The organism is Deltaproteobacteria bacterium GWC2_65_14, assembly GCA_001797615.1.
Taxonomy (GTDB): Bacteria; Desulfobacterota; Deferrimicrobia; order Deferrimicrobiales; family Deferrimicrobiaceae; genus GWC2-65-14.
This window is the reverse complement of sequence record MGPV01000042.1, coordinates 36155-53428: the sequence shown is the minus strand read 5'-3', so window position 1 is coordinate 53428 and position 17274 is coordinate 36155. Positions and strand designations below refer to the sequence as shown.

Sequence of the window (17274 nt, the reverse complement as noted above, 5' to 3'; positions counted from 1 at the left end):
GATCACCTCCCGGGCGCGACGCAGGCGGGAAATGTTCCGGCGCATCTCGTCCGCCCAGATGGCCAACTTCAGCCCGAAGGTGACCGGCTCCGCGTGAACCCCGTGGGTGCGCCCGATCATCACGGTGTCCTTGTGCTCGAGGGCACGGGCCCGGAGCACCTCGAACACCTTCTCCGCCTCCCGGATCAGCAGGGTGAGTGCCTGGCGCATCTGGACGGCGAAGGAGGTGTCCAGCACGTCGGAGCTCGTCATCCCCACGTGAAGAAACCGGGAGTCGTCCCCGACATGCTCCGCGACCGAGGTCAGGAAGGCGATCACGTCGTGCTTGACCCGTTTTTCGATCTCCTCGATCCGGGCCGCGTCGAAGCCCGCCCGCTGGCGGACCCGCGCAAGGGCGTCCGCGGGAATCCTCCCCTGCCGGACCATCGCCTCCATGGCCAACAGCTCGATATCGAGCCAGATCCGGAACCGGTTTTCCGCCTGCCAGACCGCCGCCATCCCGGGTCTCGTGTACCGTTCGATCACCGCCCGCCTCCCCGTTCACCGGTGTGTCCGAACCCCCGCTCCCCGCGGGGTGTCCCGTCGAGCGTCCCCACCTCCCGCAGGGTGGCCCGCAGGACGGGGGAAAAGACCAGCTGGGCGATCCGGTCTCCCCTCCGGACGACGAAGGGTTCCTCCCCGAGGTTGACCAGGAGAACGCGGATCTCCCCGCGGTAGTCGGAATCGATGGTCCCGGGGCTGTTCAGGCAGGTGATCCCGCTGCGGGCGGCAAGCCCGCTTCTCGGCCTCACCTGTCCCTCCACCCCCGGGGGGATCGCCACCGCGATCCCGGTCGGGACGAGCGCCCTTCCGGCAGGCGGTAGAACCACCTCCCCCTCCAGGTCCGCGAACAGGTCCATCCCCGAGGCCCCTTCGGTCTGGTACGCCGGGAGAAGCCCGCGGCTTCCCTCCCGCACGAACCGCACCGGGACGGTCAGGCCGGGCTCCATCCCGTCAGAAGGAGAGGCGGGAGGCGTCCGGAAGCTCCCCCACCGCGGCCAGCGTGAATCTCTCCCGGCACAGCATCTCCGCCGCGAGCTCCCGCACCGCGTCGGGGGTCACCGCGTCCACCTTCCCCAGGGTCTCCTCGGGCGTCTCGAACCGCCCGAGAAACATCTCGCACATCGCCATCCGGCTCATCCGGAACTCGGCGTTCTCCAGCGAGAGGAGCATGTTCCCCTTGATCAGGTCGCGTGCGAAGGCCACTTCCTCGTCGCCGAACCGTCCGGCGCACAGCGCCTCCACCACCCCGGAGGTCACCTGCAGCACCTCCGGAACCTTGTCCGGCGTCGTGCCGACGCAGATCTTCAGGATCCCGGAATCGGTGTAGGCGGAAAGGGAGGAGTAGACGGAATAGGCGAGCCCCCGCTGCTCGCGGATCTCCTGGAAGAGCCGGCTGCTCATGCTGCCGCCGAGGATGGCGTTCAGGATCAGTGCGATGTACTTCCGGTCGCTGGTCCGCGGAACCGCGGGCGCGCCGAGGCACAGGCAGACCTGCTCGATCGGACGTTGCCGGAGGAAGGTCTCCCGCCGGGGGGACGGCGACGCGTCCGGCCGGTGGCGCTCCCCCAGCCGGAGCGGACCGAAGGCGCGCTCCAGCTCCTCCGCGACCCGCTCGTGCGGGAGGTTGCCGACCACCGTCACGACGAGCCCCTCGCGCCGGAAGCGGTCCCGGAAGTACCCGATGACCTTCCCCTTCGAGAATTCGGAGACGTTCCCCGCGGTGCCCTGCACCGGGAGCCCGAGGGGATGCCCTCCCCAGTAGGATTCATGGAAGAAGTCGTGCAGGAACTCCTCGGGGTTGTCCTCGACCATCAGGATCTCCTGCAGGACGACCCCTTTTTCCCGCTCCAGCTCCAGGGAGTCGAAGCAGGAGTTCAGGTAGATGTCGGAGAGGATATCGACGGCCAGGGAGAAATCCCGGGAAAGGACCTTCGCGAAGAAGTAGACATACTCCCGGTCGGTGCAGGCGTTCATGTTTCCGCCGACCGACTCGATCTCCCGGGAGATGTCGAGCGCCTTCCTCCGGACCGTCCCCTTGAAGAGCATATGCTCGATGAAGTGGCCGATCCCGTTCTCGGCGGGAGATTCGCCCCTCGAGCCGGCGGGCACCCAGATTCCCACCGTCGTCGACACCAGGTGGGGAACCTGCTCTGAGAGGATCGTGACGCCGTTGTCCAGAACCGTCCTGGCGACCTTCATGCCGCGCCGCTCACCGGTTCTTCCCGGCCGGTCCGGCTACCGGCGGCCTCTCCGGCCGCCGCGTCCGCGCTCCCCGTCCCGGGGACGATCCCTGTCGCCGCGGTCCGCCGGTTCCGGTCTCGGCGGAGGCTCTCCCCCCTCCCCTTCCACGTAGGGGTTCTCCCCCCCCTTCTCGAACTCCTTGTGGGAGAGGCGGATCTTCCCATCCCGGTCGACCTCGATCACCCGCACCGTGACCGGGTCTCCCTCCTTGTAGATGTCCGACACGGAGCGGACCCGGTTCTTGCTGATCTGGGAGATGTGCAGGAGGCCGTCGGTCCCGGGGAACAGCTCCACGAAGGCGCCGAAGTCCATGATGCGGCGGACCTTCCCCTCGTACACCTTCCCGACCTCCGCCTCCTGGACGATCCCCTCGATGATGGAGATCGCCGCCTTCGCCGCCTCGGCGTCCACCGCCGCGATCTTGATGGTGCCGTCGTCGTCGATGTCGATCTTGACGCCGGTCTGCTCCTGGATCCCCCGGATGACCTTGCCTCCCGGGCCGATGATCTCGCGGATCTTCTCGGTCTTGACCGTCATCACGTAGATCCTGGGAGCGAAGGGAGAGAGCTCCTGTCGGGGCGTCGCGAGCGCCGCGTCCATCTTCCCGAGGATGTGCAGGCAGCCTTCCCTGGCCTGTTTCAGCGCCGACAGCAGGACCTCCCGGCTCACCCCGCCGATCTTGATGTCCATCTGGATGGCGGTGATCCCCTTCGCGGTCCCCGCGATCTTGAAGTCCATGTCCCCCAGGTGGTCCTCGTCCCCCAGGATGTCGGAGAGGACCGCCACATCGTCCCCCTCCTTGATCAGCCCCATCGCGATGCCGGAGACGCTCCCCTTCGTGGGGACCCCCGCGTCCATCATCGCCAGCGACGACCCGCACACCGTGGCCATGGAGGAGGAGCCGTTCGATTCCAGGACCTCGGAGACGAGCCGGATCGTATAGGGGAAATCCATCTCGGGCGGGAGGACCTTGGAAACCGCCCGCTCGGCGAGGACTCCGTGTCCCACCTCCCGGCGGGCGGGGGCCCGCAGCATCTTCACCTCTCCCACGGAGAAGGGTGGAAAGTTGTAGTGGAGCATGAACGATTTTGTCGTGTCCCCGAGGAGCGAGTCGATCCTCTGCTCGTCCTGCGAAGTCCCCAGGGTGGCGGTGACGAGGACCTGGGTCTCCCCGCGCGTGAAGAGGGCCGACCCGTGTGTCCTGGGAAGGATGCCCACCCGGCAGTCGATCGCCCGGACGTCCGCGAGCCCCCTTCCGTCGATCCGCCGCTTTTCCGCGAGGACCTTCCCGCGGACGATCTTCTTTTCGATGTTCTTGAAGGCCCCCGCGATGAGGTTCCTCTTCGCCAGTCGCTCCTCCTCGGGAAAGAGGTTCCGCACCGCCTCGGCGATTTCCTCGATCCGCTTGCGGCGATCCTGCTTCCCGACGATCGCGTACGCCTCCCGGAGCTCCTTCTCCGCCGTCTGGGTGATCCTGCGGATCTCCTCGTCCCCCAGTTCCTCCTTCGCGAAGATCCGCTTGGCCTTCCCCGTCTCCTTCGCCATCCGATCCTGCATGTCCAGGAGGGGAACCAGGGAGCGGTGCGCGAAGAGAATGGCGTCGAGGACATCCCCTTCGGGAACCTCGGAGGCTTCCCCCTCCACCATGAGGATCGCCTCGCGGCTCCCGGAGACGAAGATGTTCATGTCGCTCTTCTCCATGTCGGGAATCCTCGGATTGATGACGAGCTCGCCGTCGATCCTCCCCACCCGCGCGCCTGCGATCGGTCCGGCGAAGGGGATGTCGGAGATGGACAGGGCGGCCGACGCCCCGATCATCGCGATCACCCCCGTATCGTTCTCCTTGTCGGCGGAGAGCACGGTGGCGATGACCTGGATCTCGTTGTAGAACCCTTTCGGAAAGAGCGGCCGGATCGGCCGGTCGATCAGGCGGGAGGTGAGCACCTCGTACTCCGAAAGCCGCCCCTCCCGCTTGAAGAAGCCGCCGGGGATCTTCCCCGCGGCAAACGTCTTTTCCACGTAGTCGACCACGAGCGGGAGGAAGTCGATCCCGGGACGCGGGGTCTCGCTCGCGCAGGCGGTCACCAGGACGACGGAATCCCCGTACCGGACGACGGCCGAGCCGCCCGCCTGCTTCGCCAGATCTCCCGTTTCGATGGAAAGTTTCCTGCCGGACAGTTCCGTTTCGTACACGTTTCCCACGGTATTGTTTTCCCTTCTGTTCGGCCGGGAACCGGCCTGGAGTGTGTCGGTCGAGAGCGGGTTGCCGGACTACTTCCGCAGGCCCAGCGATTCCAGCACCGCTTTGTAGCGGAGCGATTCCTTCGCCTTCAGGTAATCGAGAAGCCGGCGCCGCTGGCCGACCAGCTTCAGTAGGCCGCGCCGGGTATTGAAATCCTTGGAGTGGGTCTTGAGGTGATCGGTGATCATGTTGATCCGCTCCGTCAGGAGCGCGATCTGCACCTCGGGCGAGCCGGTGTCCGACTCATGCAACCGGAACTTTCCGATCAGGTCCTTTTTCTTCTCCGTCACCAGGCTCATTTCCCCATCCTTCTCCTGTCGAGGGTGTCATGAAATCCGCGGAATAACTCGATTATTCGTTTATATCATATCGCCCGGGGGAAGTAAAATCATAACCCCCGGACGATCCTCCAGATCCCTTCCGGACTGCGCCCGACCAGGGCGACCGGGCCGCCGTCGGCCCCCGTCAGCAGGACCACCCCCAACCCCGCCGGGATCGTCTCACTCGCGAGCCAGGGGCCGGGGCCGCGTCCGGTACGGATCGCCGCGACCGCCTCGTGGGGAATCCTCACCTGGGGAAATCCCTCGAGGGCCTTCGTGATCGGAAGCAGGTGCTTCCGGGCCTCCTCCCGCCGCCCGGCCTCGGCCAGTTCGTCGAGGGAGACCGATTCCTCCAGTCGGAACGGGCCGCACCGGAGGCGGGACAGCGCCGCCACCGTCATCGGAACGCCGAACTCCCTTCCCATGTCCCGGGAGAGCGCACGGACGTAGAACCCCTTCGAGGTCCGCAGAAGCAGGCGGAACCCCTCCCGGCTCCACCCGAGCAGCCGAGCCTCGTAGACGGTGACGCTTCTGGGGGCGAGCTCCGGAGTCTTCCCCTGGCGGGCCAGCACGTAGGCCCGCTTTCCGCCCACCTTCACGGCGGAATAGGCCGGGGGGACCTGGGCCCAGTTCCCTTCGAGCCTTTCCACCGCGGCCCGGACCGCTCCTTCGTCCGCGAAGGCTCCCGGGGCCGAGGCGGTCTCCTTCCCCTCGCGGTCTCCCGTGTCCGTCTCCGCGCCGAACCGGAAGAGGACGTCGTACTCCTTCTCCTGCCCGGCCAGGTACCCCGCGATCTTGGTGGCCCGCCCCAGGCAGATCGGCAGAACCCCCGTGGCCATCGGGTCGAGCGTGCCGGCATGCCCGCCCTTCTTTTCCCGGAACACCCTCCGCACCTGCTCGACGGCCCGGAAGGAGGTGATCCCCGGCGGTTTGTCGAGAACGACCACTCCGTCGATCACGAGAGGGCCTCCTCCAGCGCCGCGAATACCCTGCGCTTCGCCTCGGAAAGGGTCCCCGTCACGGTGCACCCGGCCGCGTTCCGGTGCCCCCCTCCTCCGAAGGCGGCCGCGACCCGCGCGACATCCACCCGTCCCTTCGAGCGGAAACTCACGCGGAACTCCCGGTCTCCCTCCTCGCGGAAGGCCACGGCGACTTCGACACCCGCGATGGAGCGGGGATAGTTGATGAAGCCCTCCAGGCTGTCCTTCCTCGCACGGAAATCCTCCAGATCCTTCCGCATCGTCGTGATGGCCGCCATCTTCCCGGACGGCGACGTCTCCAGGGAGGAGAGGACCCTCCCGAGCAGCCCGATGCTTTCCCGGCTCCGGGTCTCGTAGACCTGCTCCGACACGCTCCAGGGATCGACTCCGCGCCGTACCATCTCCGCCGCGATCTCGAAGGCTTCCGGGTTGGCGTTGGAATAGTGGAACGACCCCGTGTCCGTCAGGATCGACACGTACAGGTTCACGGCGATCTCCGGATCGATCGGAACCCCCATCGCGTCCAGGACCCGGTAGACCAGCACGCCGGTGGCCGCGGCTTCCGGATCGACCAGGCAAACCTCGCCGTGCCGCCCGTTCGTCACATGGTGGTCGATGTTCACCGTCAGCGGGCACTTCCGCAGCTCCGCCCCCACCCGGCCAGTCCGCTCGGGCGATCCGCAGTCCAGCACCACCGCCACCTCGTACCCGTCCCCGTCCCCGTCGAAGACGACCGTGTCCGCCCCCGGCAGAAACTTCAGGTTCGCGGGTACGGGATCGGAGTTCAGCACCGTCGCCGTTTTCCCCGTCTTCCGCAGCGCCAGGGCGAGCGCCAGCTCCGACCCGATGGCGTCCCCCTCCGGATTCTCGTGGCAGGCGATCAGGAACCGGTCCCGCTCCCGGAACAGGCGGACGATCCGCTCGAGGTCATTCCTCATCGGCGACCCCGTCCGACCCGGCTTCCCTCAGGAGGCTGTCGATCCGGGCCCCTTTCTCGTAGGAGGCGTCGTACAGGAAGGTCAGGTCGGGGGAGTACCGGATCTGCAGGACGCGCCCCAGCTCCCGCCGGAGAAAACCCTTCGACCGCCGAAGGCCCTTCCGGGCGGCCGCCCGCTCCTCCTCCCCTCCGAGCACGGAATAGAAGATCCGCGCCATCCGGAGATCGGGCGTCACCGTCACGTCGGTCACGGTGACGGGGCCGGTCCCGGGGTCCTTCACCCGGTTCAGGAGAAGCAGGGAGACCTCCTCCCGGATCCGCTCCGCGACGCGGACATGCCGGTCCCCTCGTCCCTTCATCGCGCTTCGTCATCGATCCGGAGAATTTCGATCGTGCGGTCGGTCATCTCCACCTCGCCGTCCCCGCCGAGAATGTCGGTGATCCTGTCAAGCATCGACTGGGCCAGCCGGGCGTCGGTCGTCACCAGCGCGACGCCGATCCGCCCCCGCTGCAGCAGGTCCCGGCAGCCGACCTCGGCCACCGAAACCGGGAACTTCGCGCGGATCCTTCCGGTCAGGGCGCTCATCCTCCTCCGCTTGTCCTTCAGCGACAGGGCGTCGGGGATGCGAAGTTCCGCTACGAGCACCGCGACCAGCATTCCGGTCTCCGTACGAAATCGGGAAAGGGCGCCTGGGGCGCTACAGGGTCTCGACGACCTTCTCCATCACGAACGCCTCGATCTGGTCGCCGATCTTGATGTCGTTGAAGCTCTCCAGCCCGATTCCGCACTCGTACCCCTCGACCACCTCGCGGACGTCGTCCTTGAAGCGCTTGAGGGAGGCGAACTTCCCCTCGTGGATCACGACGCTGTCCCGCAGCAGCCGGGCGTTCGCGCTCCGGGCGATCTTGCCGGAGAGCACGAAGCATCCCGCGATCGTGCCGAGCCGGGAGATGTGGAAGGTGTTCCGGACCTCCGCCCGCCCCGTGGTGGCCTCCCGGAAGGAGGGCTCCAGCAGCCCCTCCATCGCCTTCCGGATATCCTCCACCACCTCGTAGATGACCGTGTAGAGACGGACGTCGACCCGCTCCCGCTCGGCCAGTTCCGCCCCCTTGGGCTCGGGGCGGACGTTGAACCCGATCACCACGGCGGTCGACGCCGACGCGAGCATCACGTCGGACTCGGAGATCCCGCCGACCCCGGCGTGGATGACGTTCACCTTCACCTTCTCGGTGGGAAGCTTCTTCAGGGAGAAGAGGAGGGCCTCCATCGATCCCTGCACGTCGCACTTGCAGACGATGTTCAGCTCCTTGAGATCCCCCTCCTCGATCCTGCGGTGAAGCTCGTCCAGGCTGAACTTCGGGCGAACCACCGCCCGCTCCCGCTCCTTCTCGAGCCGGTGCATCGCGATCTGCCGGACGGTCCGCTCGTCCTTCAGGACGGCGTATTTCTGTCCCGCCTCCGGGAGGCCGCTCAGGCCCTGGATCTCCACCGGTTTTCCCGGGAGGCACTCCGAAAGCCGCTTCCCCTTGGAATCCGTGAGGGAACGGACGCGGCCGTAGTGGACGCCGATCACCATCGGGTCGCCCACCCTCAGCGTTCCCTCCTGGACGAGCACGGTGGCGACCGCCCCGCGCCCCTTGTCCAGGCGGGACTCGATCACCGTCCCCCGGGCCATCTTGGAGGGATTGGACTTCAGCTCGAGGAGGTCCGCCTGGAGCAGGACCAGCTCGAGCAGCGCGTCGATCCCGGTCTTCTTCTTCGCGGAGACGTTCGCGTAGAGCGTCTGCCCCCCCCACTCCTCCGGGACGAGAGCATGCTCGGAAAGCTGCTGCCGGATCCGGTCCGGCTGGGCCCCGGACTTGTCGATCTTGTTCACCGCCACCACGATCGGGACCCCGGCCGCCTTCGCATGGTCGATCGCCTCGACCGTCTGCGGCATCACGCCGTCGTCCGCCGCGACCACCAGGACCACGATGTCGGTCACCTGCGCCCCACGGGCCCGCATCGCGGTGAAGGCCTCATGGCCCGGCGTGTCCAGCAGGACGAGCGCCCTCCCGGCATGCTCGACCTCGTAGGCCCCGATATGCTGCGTGATTCCCCCCGCCTCGGTGTCGATCACGTTGCTGGCCCGGATCACGTCGAGCAGGGAGGTCTTTCCGTGGTCGACATGCCCCATGATCGTGACCACGGGGGGCCGGGAAACCAGGTCCTCCTCCCGGTCCTCCTCCTGGTCGATCAGCCCCTCCATCTCCGGGGTCACGTTCTCCACCTCGTACTCGTACTCCTGGGCCAGGATCCTGGCCGTGTCCGTGTCGAGCAGCTGGTTCACCGTGGTGGGCATCCCCATCTCGATCAGCTTCTTTACCGCCTCTCCCGCCTTGATCCCCATCCGGTGCGCCAGATCGCCGACGGTGATCACCTCCTCGATCTTCAGGACCCGCTTGCTGGCCTTCGGAGGAATCGTCGAGGGGGCCTTCTTTTCGCGGACGGCCCGTCCCCTCTTCCGCTGCACGCGCACCGGGTGGAACTGCCGGACGACGGCCGGGTCAGCCTCCGGAACGACCTTCTCTCCGGCGATCTTGGCGGCCTCAGGCTCCTCGACGATCTCCTGGATGATGTGCTTTTTCAGAATCCCCTTCTGGACCTTCTTCTCCTGGGGCCTGGCCTTCTTCCACTTCTTCTCCTTCCGCTCCTCTTCCGGCTTCGGGGGAGGCGCGGGAGCCTCCACGACGCGGACATCCGGCTCGGCCGGCTTCTCCGCGGGCTCGGACACGGGATCCACCTCGAACTCCGGAACGGCGATTTCGGCCGCCTCCAGGGATTTCTCCTCGGCCGCCGGAAGCTCCTGCGGCGCTCCGACTTCCAGGGGAGGTTCGGGGAGCTCTTCGCCCGGCGGTGGCGGAGAAGGCTCAGGCGCGCTGCGCCGCAGGACCACCCGCTTCGAGATCCTCTCCAGAGATCCGTCGGAGCGCTGGACCTCGACCGGCTTCTGCGGGGGCGGAGGGGCCGGCGTGCCCTTGCGGAAATGGGTCCGAACCCGCTCGATCACCTCACCCTCGATGTTGCTGGAGGCGGATTTTCCCTTCTGGCCGATCCGTTCCAGGAACGCCAGGAGTTCCTTGCTCGAGGACATCCCCAACTCCTTGGCCAACTCCCTTACGCGAACCTTCTCCATCCACTCCCCCTGCAACGATTGCGGTCCCCCGCCGTATTCCGTTTCCGCCTCACCGCGTCTATTCCTCCCGGGAGGACCACCAGGTTTCCAGCTCCCCGGCGAGCGCGACGGCATGCGTTCCCATCCTCCACCGGCCGGCCCCCTTCCGGGTGCCCAGCCTGCGGGAGAGTCCGCGCACGCACGCCTCCGCCCGGCACAGGTAGATCCCTCGGCCGGGCCTTCTCCCCTCCGGGTCTATCTCCCAACGCTCCCCGGGCCGTCCCGCGATCCGGAGGAAACTTCCCTTTTCCCCCGTCCGCCCGCAGGTCACGCAGGTCCGCCGGGGGGCGCTACGCTCACGCGGGAGGAGCATTCTCCGGCGTTCCGGAAGGGTCCTTCTCACCGGGCGCTTCCTCCCCGGGCGCTTCCTCCGCAGGCGCTTCCTCCGCGGGATCCTGAACCCCGCTTTCCGGAGCCGGCGTTTCCGCAGCCTCTCCGGTCGGCTCCGTGCTTTCTTCCGCCGTCGTGCCGGCCGCCTCCGCCTCGGGCGCACCTTCCGGATCATCCACCGGCTTTTTCGGGGCGAAGAGCCCCTCCGCCTTCTTCAGCGCGTCCTCGACCTGCCCTTCCGCCCGGACGTCGATCGACCATCCGACCAGCTTGGAGGCCAGCTTCACGTTCTGCCCCCGCTTCCCGATCGCCAGCAGGAGCTGCTCCTCCGGGACGATCACCTCCATGTTCTTCTCGGACTCGTTCACCAGGACGCGGATGATCTCGGCAGGCTGGAGGGCGTTGCAGACGAACTTCGCGGGGTCCTCGTCCCAGGCGATGATGTCGATCCGCTCCCCGCGGAGCTCCTGCACGATGCTCTGGACCCGGGACCCCTTCATCCCGACGCAGGCCCCCACCGGGTCCACCGCCCGGTCCTTGGAGCGCACGCCGATCTTCGTGCGGAAGCCGGGCTCCCGCGCCACGGCCAGGATCGACACGACCCCCTCGTAGACCTCCGGGACCTCCTGCTCGAAGAGCTTCAGAATGATCCGTGGGTCCGAGCGCGACAGCAGGATCTCCGGACCCCGGCTGGTCTTGGAGACCTCCTTGATGTAGGCGCGGATCCGGTCGCCCTGCCGGTACCGCTCCCTCGGGATCTGCTCGGCCGGCGGCATCACCGCCTCCGTCTTCCCCAGGTCGACGACGAGGGTGTCCCGCTCGTACCGCTGGACGATCCCGTTGATGATCTCCCCCTTGCGGGTGATGAACTCATTGTAGATCACCTCCCGCTCGGCATCCTTGACCTTCTGCATGATGATCTGCCGGGCGGTCTGCGCGGCGATCCGTCCGAGATCCCGGGTGCTCGTCCGGAAGCCGATGGAGTCCCCCAGGATCGCCACGGGATCCAGCTTCTGCGCCTCCTCCAGGGAGATCTCCAGGTCCTTGTCCTGGACCATCTCCACGACGGTGCGGAACTCGAGGACCTCGAACTCTCCCGTCCCCTCGTCGTAGGTCGCCTCGACCCGCTTGTTCATCCCGAACTTCTTCCGCGCGGCGCTCTCGAGGGCCTCCTTGATCGCGTCGACGATCAGGTTCTTCTCGATCCGCTTTTCCTTCCCCAGCTGGGAGATTATCTGTCCGATATCCAGAATCATCGCTTCCTCTTCCCTGTTCCGAAAAGTTCTTCGTGGTTGACTTCGAGATTCGCCTTCCGCACCAGCCGGTAGGGAATCCGGTAGACCGTATGGTCCCGTTCGAGCTCGAATCCCTCGTCGTCGCTGGCCAGCAGCCTTCCCCGGAAATTCCGGCTTCCCTCCAGGAATTCGGTCAGCGAGACCTTCAGCGTCCTGCCCCGACAGCCATGGAAGTGAGAGGGGCGAACCAGCTTCCGCTCCAGCCCGGGGGAGGAGACCTCCAGCAGGTAGGAACCCGGGACGGGATCCTCGACCTCCAGCAGCGCGCTGATCCGCCGGCTGAAGGATTCGCAGTCCCCGAGCCGGATCCCGCCTTCCCTGTCGAGATAGATGCGGATCACCGCGCGCGGACCCACCGCGCCGATCTCGACGTCCACCAGTTCCAGCGCCTCGTCCAGGGCGAGCCGTTCGGCGAGAGCCGTGATTTTTTCGGTATCCACCTTCATCGGCGCGGTCGAAAAAAAAAGTGGGCTGCCGGCCCACTTCCCTTGAACCCCCCCCCAACGGCATCATTCTACACGGTCCGCCCTTACAAGAACAAGGGTTTTCTTTACGTGGAAAGGGCACCCCGGTAGTCCTCCAGCCGGGCGATCCGCTCCTCCCGCAGGAACGCCTCGATTCCCTCCAGGATCTCGATGCAGACCCCGGGATTCCTGAAGTTCGCGGTTCCCACCTGCACCGCCTTCGCCCCGACGAGGATGAACTCCAGCGCGTCCGCCGCGGTCTGGATTCCCCCGATGCCGATCACCGGGATCGAGACCGCCCGCGCCGCCTCCCAGACCATCCGGAGGGCCACCGGCTTGATCGCCGGACCGGAGAGCCCTCCCGTCACGTTCGACAGAAGCGGCCTGCGGGTCCGATGGTCGACCGCCATCCCCACGAGGGTGTTGATCAGGGACACGGCATCGGCCCCGCCCTCCTGGGCGGCCTTCGCGATGCGGCCCACGTCGGCCACGTTCGGGGTCAGCTTCACCCAGAGCGGCTTCGAGGTCCTCCGGCGCACCCGAGCGGTCAGCTCCCGGATCCCTTCCGGCGTGGCGCCGAACGCCATCCCTCCCTCCTGAACGTTCGGACAGGAGGCGTTCACCTCGATCGCGGACAGGGAGGCTACCTCCGACAGGCGGGAGGCCAACTCCTCGTACTCCTCGACCGTCTTGCCGTAGATGTTCGCCGCGTAGGAGGCCCCCGCCTCCTCCAGGCGGGGGACGACGTCGGCGACGAACCGGGCGACTCCGATGTTCTGCAGGCCGATGGCGTTCAGCATCCCCGCGGGGGTCTCCACGATCCGTCCCGGCCGGTTTCCGGCGGTCGGCGCGAGGGAGAGCCCCTTCACGACGATCATGCCGAGGCGGGAGATGTCGTAGAAAGGGGAGAACTCCAGCCCGTACCCGAAGGTCCCCGAGGCGCTCATCACCGGGTTCCGCACCGTCAGCGGCCCGAGCGTGACGGACAGGTCCGGCTTCACCAGACGACCTCCCTCCCGTCGAACACCGGCCCCTCCCGGCAGACGCGCCGGTAGGCGGTCCCCTCCCCGTCCCGGAGGGAGACCACGCATCCCCAGCAGACCCCGAACCCGCAGGCCATGTGGTTCTCCAGCGCCACCTGGATCGACACCCCCTTCCGGAGCGCCGAGGCGGCCAGCTCCTTCAGCATCGGCCAGGGCCCGCAGGCGAGGATCGTCAGGCGGGCGGCCTCCCCTTCGGAAAGCGAAGAGAGCCGCTCGAGCACGGCTTCGGTGACGCGTCCCCGGAAGCCGGCGCTTCCGTCCTCCGTGCAGAGGTGGATCCTTCCCGGCCCGGCCCCGCCCGGGGTCCACTCCCGCGGGGGAAGGTGCGCCCGCGCCTTCGCGCCGAGGAAGATCTCGTGCCCGATCCGCCTCCTGCCGAGAGAGACCGCGGCCGGGAACACGCTGGAGAATCCGACCCCTCCCCCCACGAGCCAGAACCGGCGTCCCTCCTCCGCGAGGTCGAAGCCTCTCCCGAGCGGAAGGGTCAGGGAAAGGGAATCCCCGTGGTGAAGGCCGGAGAGGAGGGCGGTCCCCCTGCCCACCACCTTGTAGACGAATTCCACCGTCCCGAACTCCTTTTTTTTTCCGGAACGGAAGACCGCCAGGGGGCGGGGAAGCAGCGGGTCGTTCCCGGGCCATCCCGAGACCATCGCGAACTGACCCGGGACGAAGCGCACCGGGGCGGGGATCTCCGCAACGAGCCGGTAGAAGATCCCCCCACGCTCCTCGTTCCGCAGGATCCTTCCGGCGACGAACCGCATCCCGCTACCCGGCATTCCCGCTCCCGATCCCCTTGGCCAGGACGATCGCATCCTCGCCCGTGTCCGTGTAATATCCTCTCCGTATCCCGACGAACCGGAACCCTTCGCGCCCGTACAGCCGGAGAGCCGCCTCGTTCCCCGGGCGAACCTCAAGATAGATGCTCCGGGAGCGCGCCCGCACGCCCCTCCGGATGCATTCCTCCAGGAGGGTCCCGCCGATCCCCTTTCCCCGAGCCCCGGGGCGGACCGCGATGTTCAGGAGGTGGGATTCCTCCGCCACCGTCCAGCAGACGGCGTATCCCTGCACGGCTCCTCCCGGCTCCTCCACCGCCACGATCGAATGTGAGAACTCCCTCCCGATCTCCTCTTCGAACAGCGCGCGGGCCCAGGGGGTGGGAAACGACGCCTGCTCGATCTCCATCACGCCGTCCAGATGCTCCTGGGCGAGGTCCCGGACGACGACCTTCGGGGGAGGCGCCACCTACCAGCGGATCAGGGTCGAGCCCCAGGTGAAGCCCGACCCGAACGCCGCGAGGCAGACGAGATCCCCCTCCCGGATCCTCCCCTGCTCGAGGCACTCGTCCAGCGCGATCGGGATCGAGGCCGCCGTGGTGTTTCCGTACTTCTCGACGTTCGAATAGACACGCTCCGCGGGAACGGCGAGGGCGTTCACCACCGCCTGGGTGATCCGGAGGTTCGCCTGGTGGGGGATCACCAGCGCGAGCTCCTCCATCGTCCTGCCGTTGGCCGCGAGCGCCTCCCGGATCGCCTCGGGGAACCGCCGCACGGCGTGGGTGAACACGTAGCGCCCGTTCATACGGCCGTAATGCCTCCCTGCGTCGAGCATCTCGTGGGAAATCCGGGGGTGCTCGATGGAGGCGGGCGCCTCCGCCATCAGCTCCCGCGCATACTTCCCCTCCGAGTGGAGGTGGGAGGAGAGGATCCCCGTCCCGGGTTCGGCGGGCCCCACGACGGCCGCTCCGGCCCCGTCGCCGAAGATCACCGAGATATCGCGCCCCGCGGTGCTCAGGTCCATCCCCGTGCTCTGCACCTCGGAGCCGATCACGAGGACATGGTCGTAGAATCCCCCCTTGACGTAGGCCTCGGCCACGGAGAGCCCGTACAGGAAACCTGTGCACTGCGTCCGGACGTCGAGCGCTCCGATCGTCTCCATACCCATCTTCTCCTGGACGAGGACGCCGCAGCCGGGAAAGAAATAATCCGGGGAGAGGGTCGCGAAGACCAGGAAATCGATCTCCTTCGTGGTGATCCCCGCCGCCGCGATCGCCTTGTGCGACGCTTCGACCCCGAGGTCCGACGAACCGGTCCCGGGATCGACGAACCTCCGCTCCCGGATGCCGGTCCGCTGGACGATCCACTCCTCCGTGGTGTCCATCAGGGTGGTGAGCTCCGCGTTCGTCACGACCCGGGGCGGCAGCGCCCGCCCGGTCCCCAGGATCCTGGCTCCCCTCATCTTCTCCCCCTCACAGGACGAACACCGCAACGGCGATCACCGTGGCATACTCGTCCTTCACGATCGCCGACTGGGTGATGTTGAAAGACCGGTAAATCTTCCCGCTGATCTTCCAGACCTCCTTCTTCTCGTCCCAGCTCTTCTCCTCGTCGAACTCGATCCCCAGAGTGGAGGCGAGCATCGCCGCCGCGAGATCCTCGGCGTAGTCGCCCGCCACCTTTTCGGTTTGCCCGTAGGCGTGGTGCTCGCTCAGGTACCCGTACACGGAGCGGTCGGAGGGGAGCGCGCATCCCACCGAGGCGGCGACCAGCCTGCGCGGCTCGTCGCTCTGGCAGCGGCTCATCACGACGAAGACGATCTCCCCGGGGGAGAGCTGCTTGAGCCCCGCCTCCTTCTTGATGATCCTGCACTTGGGCGGGAAGATGCTCGACACCTGGACGAGGTTGAACTTCTCGATCCCGGCGTCCCGGAGGGCGAGCTCGAAGGAGGTGAGCTGCTCCCGGTGGCGCCCGACCCCCTTGGTGAAGAAAACCTTCGAAGGCACGAACATCGGCGGCGTCCCTATTTCTCTTCCCTGCGGGCGAGGATCCACCCCATCAGGCGGTAGCAGAGCCTCGCGGCGAAAAAGTCGGGGGCGACCATTCCGGGAATCGGGGAAAGCTCCATGATGTCGAACCCCACGACGTTGCAGTCCGCCCGCATCACGTCCCGGAGGATGTCGATCGCCTCGAACCAGGAGAGACCGCCCGGCTCCGGCGTTCCCACCGCGGGCATGATCCCGGGGTCGAAGCAGTCCAGGTCGATGGAGATGTAGACGTTTCCGGAGAGGCTGCTGACGATCCCGCGCGTCACGTCCGCGAGGTTGTCCCGCATCTCCGAGGCGTAGAAGGTCTTGATCGTCTCGGCTTTCCGGAGATAGCGGTCCTCCTCCTCGGAGATGCTGCGGACCCCCACCTGCACCAGTTTCGCGCCGGCGTCCACCATCCGCCGGCCGACGCAGGCATGGTTCCACGGGGTCCCGAGGTAGCTGTCCCGCAGGTCCGCGTGGGCGTCGAACTGGATCACGGTGAGATCCTCGTACCGCTTCCGGAGCGCCGTCACCGCGCCGCAGGTCCCCGAGTGCTCCCCTCCGAGCAGGACGGGAAACTTCCCCACCCGGAGCACCGCGTTCACCCGCTTCTCCACCGCCTTCAGCATGGCGAGCGGACTGGTCAGGGAGGGAATCTCGGGGGAGACGAAGATCCCCGCCCGGTAGGGCTCGATCTTGTTCTCCTCGTCGAAGAGCTCCATGTGCCCGGAGGCCTCGATGATCGCCCGGGGGCCGTTCCGGGCTCCCGCCATGTAGGTGGTGGTAAAGTCGATCGGAAAGGGGATCACGACGAAGGCGGAGTTCTTCCATCCGGAGTATTTGTCCGGGATCCCCCCGAAACTGACGGAGTATGGCTTCACGGGAGTACCTCCTTCATTCCTGCGCGTTCCGTCGCGCCGATTGTATCCTGATCGCGACCCGGTAGACAACCAGGTAGGCGACCGCGGCGGCCAGGATCCCCACGAGGGTGGTTCCCAGCAACAGGGGGGCGGCATAGGGGGCCGCCGCCTGCAGCAGGGTCGTCGCCGTGATCTCCTCGAAATTCGGCGGCGGGATGTCGATCCCCAGGATCCGCTCCCCCAGCCGGAAGCAGCCGTAGAACACGAAGGGCATCGTATAGGGGTTGTTCACCCAGGCACCCGCCATCGCGGCCGCCTTGCTGAACCGGAACAGGATCGCCACGAGCAGGGCCAGCAGCATGTGGAGCGTGAACAGCGGGGTGAAGCTGAAGAAGACCCCTACGGCGAATCCACCCGCGATCGCCCTGACTTCGAAATCCCCCTCCAGGGCGTCCTGGAACTTCTGACGGATCTTCCGGAATCCCGCCATCGCGTTCCCACC

19 protein-coding genes and 1 pseudogene (1 of these 20 running past the window's edge) are annotated in these 17274 nt (G+C 67.1%); all 20 read right to left on the bottom strand.

Annotated elements, in window-relative coordinates; translation table 11 throughout:
- Window positions 1-525, bottom strand: a pseudogene (locus tag A2X88_01890) (hypothetical protein); it reaches 36 nt to the left of the window's first position.
- Window positions 522-989 (bottom strand): deoxyuridine 5'-triphosphate nucleotidohydrolase, encoded by a 468-nt coding sequence (locus A2X88_01885; protein ID OGP33849.1) that lies wholly within the window; start codon window positions 987-989, stop codon window positions 522-524. Before A2X88_01885 ends, A2X88_01890 begins: the two are co-directional and overlap by 4 nt.
- 4 nt (window positions 990-993) lie before the next feature.
- A complete protein-coding gene (locus A2X88_01880) occupies window positions 994-2241 on the bottom strand; it encodes a hypothetical protein (GenBank protein OGP33848.1) in 1248 nt (415 codons plus the stop codon).
- A 36-nt stretch (window positions 2242-2277) separates the two neighbouring features.
- A complete protein-coding gene (locus tag A2X88_01875; GenBank protein ID OGP33847.1) occupies window positions 2278-4485 on the bottom strand; it encodes a polyribonucleotide nucleotidyltransferase in 2208 nt (735 codons plus the stop codon).
- A 69-nt stretch (window positions 4486-4554) separates the two neighbouring features.
- Window positions 4555-4824, bottom strand: a complete 270-nt coding sequence (locus A2X88_01870; protein OGP33846.1) for a 30S ribosomal protein S15 — start codon at window positions 4822-4824, stop codon at window positions 4555-4557.
- Between the two features lie 89 nt (window positions 4825-4913).
- Window positions 4914-5801 carry a tRNA pseudouridine(55) synthase TruB gene (locus A2X88_01865; GenBank protein ID OGP33907.1) on the bottom strand — a complete coding sequence of 296 codons (888 nt, stop codon included), beginning with the start codon at window positions 5799-5801 and terminating at the stop codon, window positions 4914-4916.
- The gene (locus A2X88_01860) at window positions 5801-6763 is read right to left on the bottom strand and encodes a hypothetical protein (protein ID OGP33845.1); all 963 of its coding nucleotides are present in this window, start codon (window positions 6761-6763) and stop codon (window positions 5801-5803) included. Before A2X88_01860 ends, A2X88_01865 begins: the two co-directional genes overlap by 1 nt.
- Window positions 6753-7121 carry a ribosome-binding factor A gene (locus A2X88_01855; protein OGP33844.1) on the bottom strand — a complete coding sequence of 123 codons (369 nt, stop codon included), beginning with the start codon at window positions 7119-7121 and terminating at the stop codon, window positions 6753-6755. Before A2X88_01855 ends, A2X88_01860 begins: the two co-directional genes overlap by 11 nt.
- Window positions 7118-7420, bottom strand: a complete 303-nt coding sequence (locus tag A2X88_01850; protein OGP33843.1) for a hypothetical protein — start codon at window positions 7418-7420, stop codon at window positions 7118-7120. The genes A2X88_01855 and A2X88_01850 overlap by 4 nt, the downstream gene beginning before the upstream one ends.
- A gap of 40 nt (window positions 7421-7460) precedes the next feature.
- Window positions 7461-9938 carry a hypothetical protein gene (locus A2X88_01845; protein ID OGP33906.1) on the bottom strand — a complete coding sequence of 826 codons (2478 nt, stop codon included), beginning with the start codon at window positions 9936-9938 and terminating at the stop codon, window positions 7461-7463.
- A gap of 58 nt (window positions 9939-9996) precedes the next feature.
- The gene (locus A2X88_01840) at window positions 9997-10290 is read right to left on the bottom strand and encodes a hypothetical protein (GenBank protein ID OGP33842.1); all 294 of its coding nucleotides are present in this window, start codon (window positions 10288-10290) and stop codon (window positions 9997-9999) included.
- Window positions 10274-11563 carry a hypothetical protein gene (locus A2X88_01835; protein ID OGP33841.1) on the bottom strand — a complete coding sequence of 430 codons (1290 nt, stop codon included), beginning with the start codon at window positions 11561-11563 and terminating at the stop codon, window positions 10274-10276. The genes A2X88_01840 and A2X88_01835 overlap by 17 nt, the downstream gene beginning before the upstream one ends.
- Window positions 11560-12048, bottom strand: coding sequence for a hypothetical protein (locus tag A2X88_01830; GenBank protein OGP33840.1), 489 nt, complete (start codon window positions 12046-12048; stop codon window positions 11560-11562). Before A2X88_01830 ends, A2X88_01835 begins: the two co-directional genes overlap by 4 nt.
- 104 nt (window positions 12049-12152) lie before the next feature.
- Window positions 12153-13070, bottom strand: a complete 918-nt coding sequence (locus A2X88_01825; GenBank protein ID OGP33905.1) for a dihydroorotate dehydrogenase B catalytic subunit — start codon at window positions 13068-13070, stop codon at window positions 12153-12155.
- Window positions 13064-13870, bottom strand: coding sequence for a hypothetical protein (locus A2X88_01820; protein ID OGP33839.1), 807 nt, complete (start codon window positions 13868-13870; stop codon window positions 13064-13066). The genes A2X88_01825 and A2X88_01820 overlap by 7 nt, the downstream gene beginning before the upstream one ends.
- Before the next feature lie 4 nt (window positions 13871-13874).
- Window positions 13875-14291: a ribosomal-protein-alanine N-acetyltransferase gene (locus tag A2X88_01815; protein ID OGP33904.1), complete on the bottom strand. Its 417-nt coding sequence runs from the start codon at window positions 14289-14291 to the stop codon at window positions 13875-13877.
- Between the two features lie 60 nt (window positions 14292-14351).
- Window positions 14352-15344, bottom strand: a complete 993-nt coding sequence (locus A2X88_01810; protein ID OGP33838.1) for a 3-oxoacyl-ACP synthase — start codon at window positions 15342-15344, stop codon at window positions 14352-14354.
- Window positions 15345-15354: 10 nt separating this feature from the next.
- Complete coding sequence (locus tag A2X88_01805; GenBank protein ID OGP33837.1) at window positions 15355-15894, bottom strand: arginine decarboxylase, pyruvoyl-dependent; 540 nt, start codon at window positions 15892-15894, stop codon at window positions 15355-15357.
- An 11-nt stretch (window positions 15895-15905) separates the two neighbouring features.
- Complete coding sequence (locus A2X88_01800; protein ID OGP33836.1) at window positions 15906-16793, bottom strand: agmatinase; 888 nt, start codon at window positions 16791-16793, stop codon at window positions 15906-15908.
- Window positions 16794-16806: 13 nt separating this feature from the next.
- Window positions 16807-17262 (bottom strand): hypothetical protein, encoded by a 456-nt coding sequence (locus tag A2X88_01795; GenBank protein OGP33835.1) that lies wholly within the window; start codon window positions 17260-17262, stop codon window positions 16807-16809.
- Window positions 17263-17274: the final 12 nt, after the last annotated feature.

What these genes read in the sequence shown, in the direction of transcription:
- A2X88_01855 (OGP33844.1), bottom strand. Translation starts at nt 7,121, where the DNA reads ATGAAGGGACGAGGGGACCGGCATGTCCGCGTCGCGGAGCGGATCCGG.
- A2X88_01845 (OGP33906.1), bottom strand. Translation starts at nt 9,938, where the DNA reads ATGGAGAAGGTTCGCGTAAGGGAGTTGGCCAAGGAGTTGGGGATGTCC.
- A2X88_01795 (OGP33835.1), bottom strand. Translation starts at nt 17,262, where the DNA reads ATGGCGGGATTCCGGAAGATCCGTCAGAAGTTCCAGGACGCCCTGGAG.
- A2X88_01840 (OGP33842.1), bottom strand. Translation starts at nt 10,290, where the DNA reads ATGCTCCTCCCGCGTGAGCGTAGCGCCCCCCGGCGGACCTGCGTGACC.
- A2X88_01805 (OGP33837.1), bottom strand. Translation starts at nt 15,894, where the DNA reads ATGTTCGTGCCTTCGAAGGTTTTCTTCACCAAGGGGGTCGGGCGCCAC.
- A2X88_01850 (OGP33843.1), bottom strand. Translation starts at nt 7,420, where the DNA reads ATGCTGGTCGCGGTGCTCGTAGCGGAACTTCGCATCCCCGACGCCCTG.
- A2X88_01835 (OGP33841.1), bottom strand. Translation starts at nt 11,563, where the DNA reads ATGATTCTGGATATCGGACAGATAATCTCCCAGCTGGGGAAGGAAAAG.
- A2X88_01810 (OGP33838.1), bottom strand. Translation starts at nt 15,344, where the DNA reads ATGAGGGGAGCCAGGATCCTGGGGACCGGGCGGGCGCTGCCGCCCCGG.
- A2X88_01880 (OGP33848.1), bottom strand. Translation starts at nt 2,241, where the DNA reads ATGAAGGTCGCCAGGACGGTTCTGGACAACGGCGTCACGATCCTCTCA.
- A2X88_01820 (OGP33839.1), bottom strand. Translation starts at nt 13,870, where the DNA reads ATGCGGTTCGTCGCCGGAAGGATCCTGCGGAACGAGGAGCGTGGGGGG.
- A2X88_01860 (OGP33845.1), bottom strand. Translation starts at nt 6,763, where the DNA reads ATGAGGAATGACCTCGAGCGGATCGTCCGCCTGTTCCGGGAGCGGGAC.
- A2X88_01885 (OGP33849.1), bottom strand. Translation starts at nt 989, where the DNA reads ATGGAGCCCGGCCTGACCGTCCCGGTGCGGTTCGTGCGGGAGGGAAGC.
- A2X88_01830 (OGP33840.1), bottom strand. Translation starts at nt 12,048, where the DNA reads ATGAAGGTGGATACCGAAAAAATCACGGCTCTCGCCGAACGGCTCGCC.
- A2X88_01815 (OGP33904.1), bottom strand. Translation starts at nt 14,291, where the DNA reads ATGGAGATCGAGCAGGCGTCGTTTCCCACCCCCTGGGCCCGCGCGCTG.
- A2X88_01870 (OGP33846.1), bottom strand. Translation starts at nt 4,824, where the DNA reads ATGAGCCTGGTGACGGAGAAGAAAAAGGACCTGATCGGAAAGTTCCGG.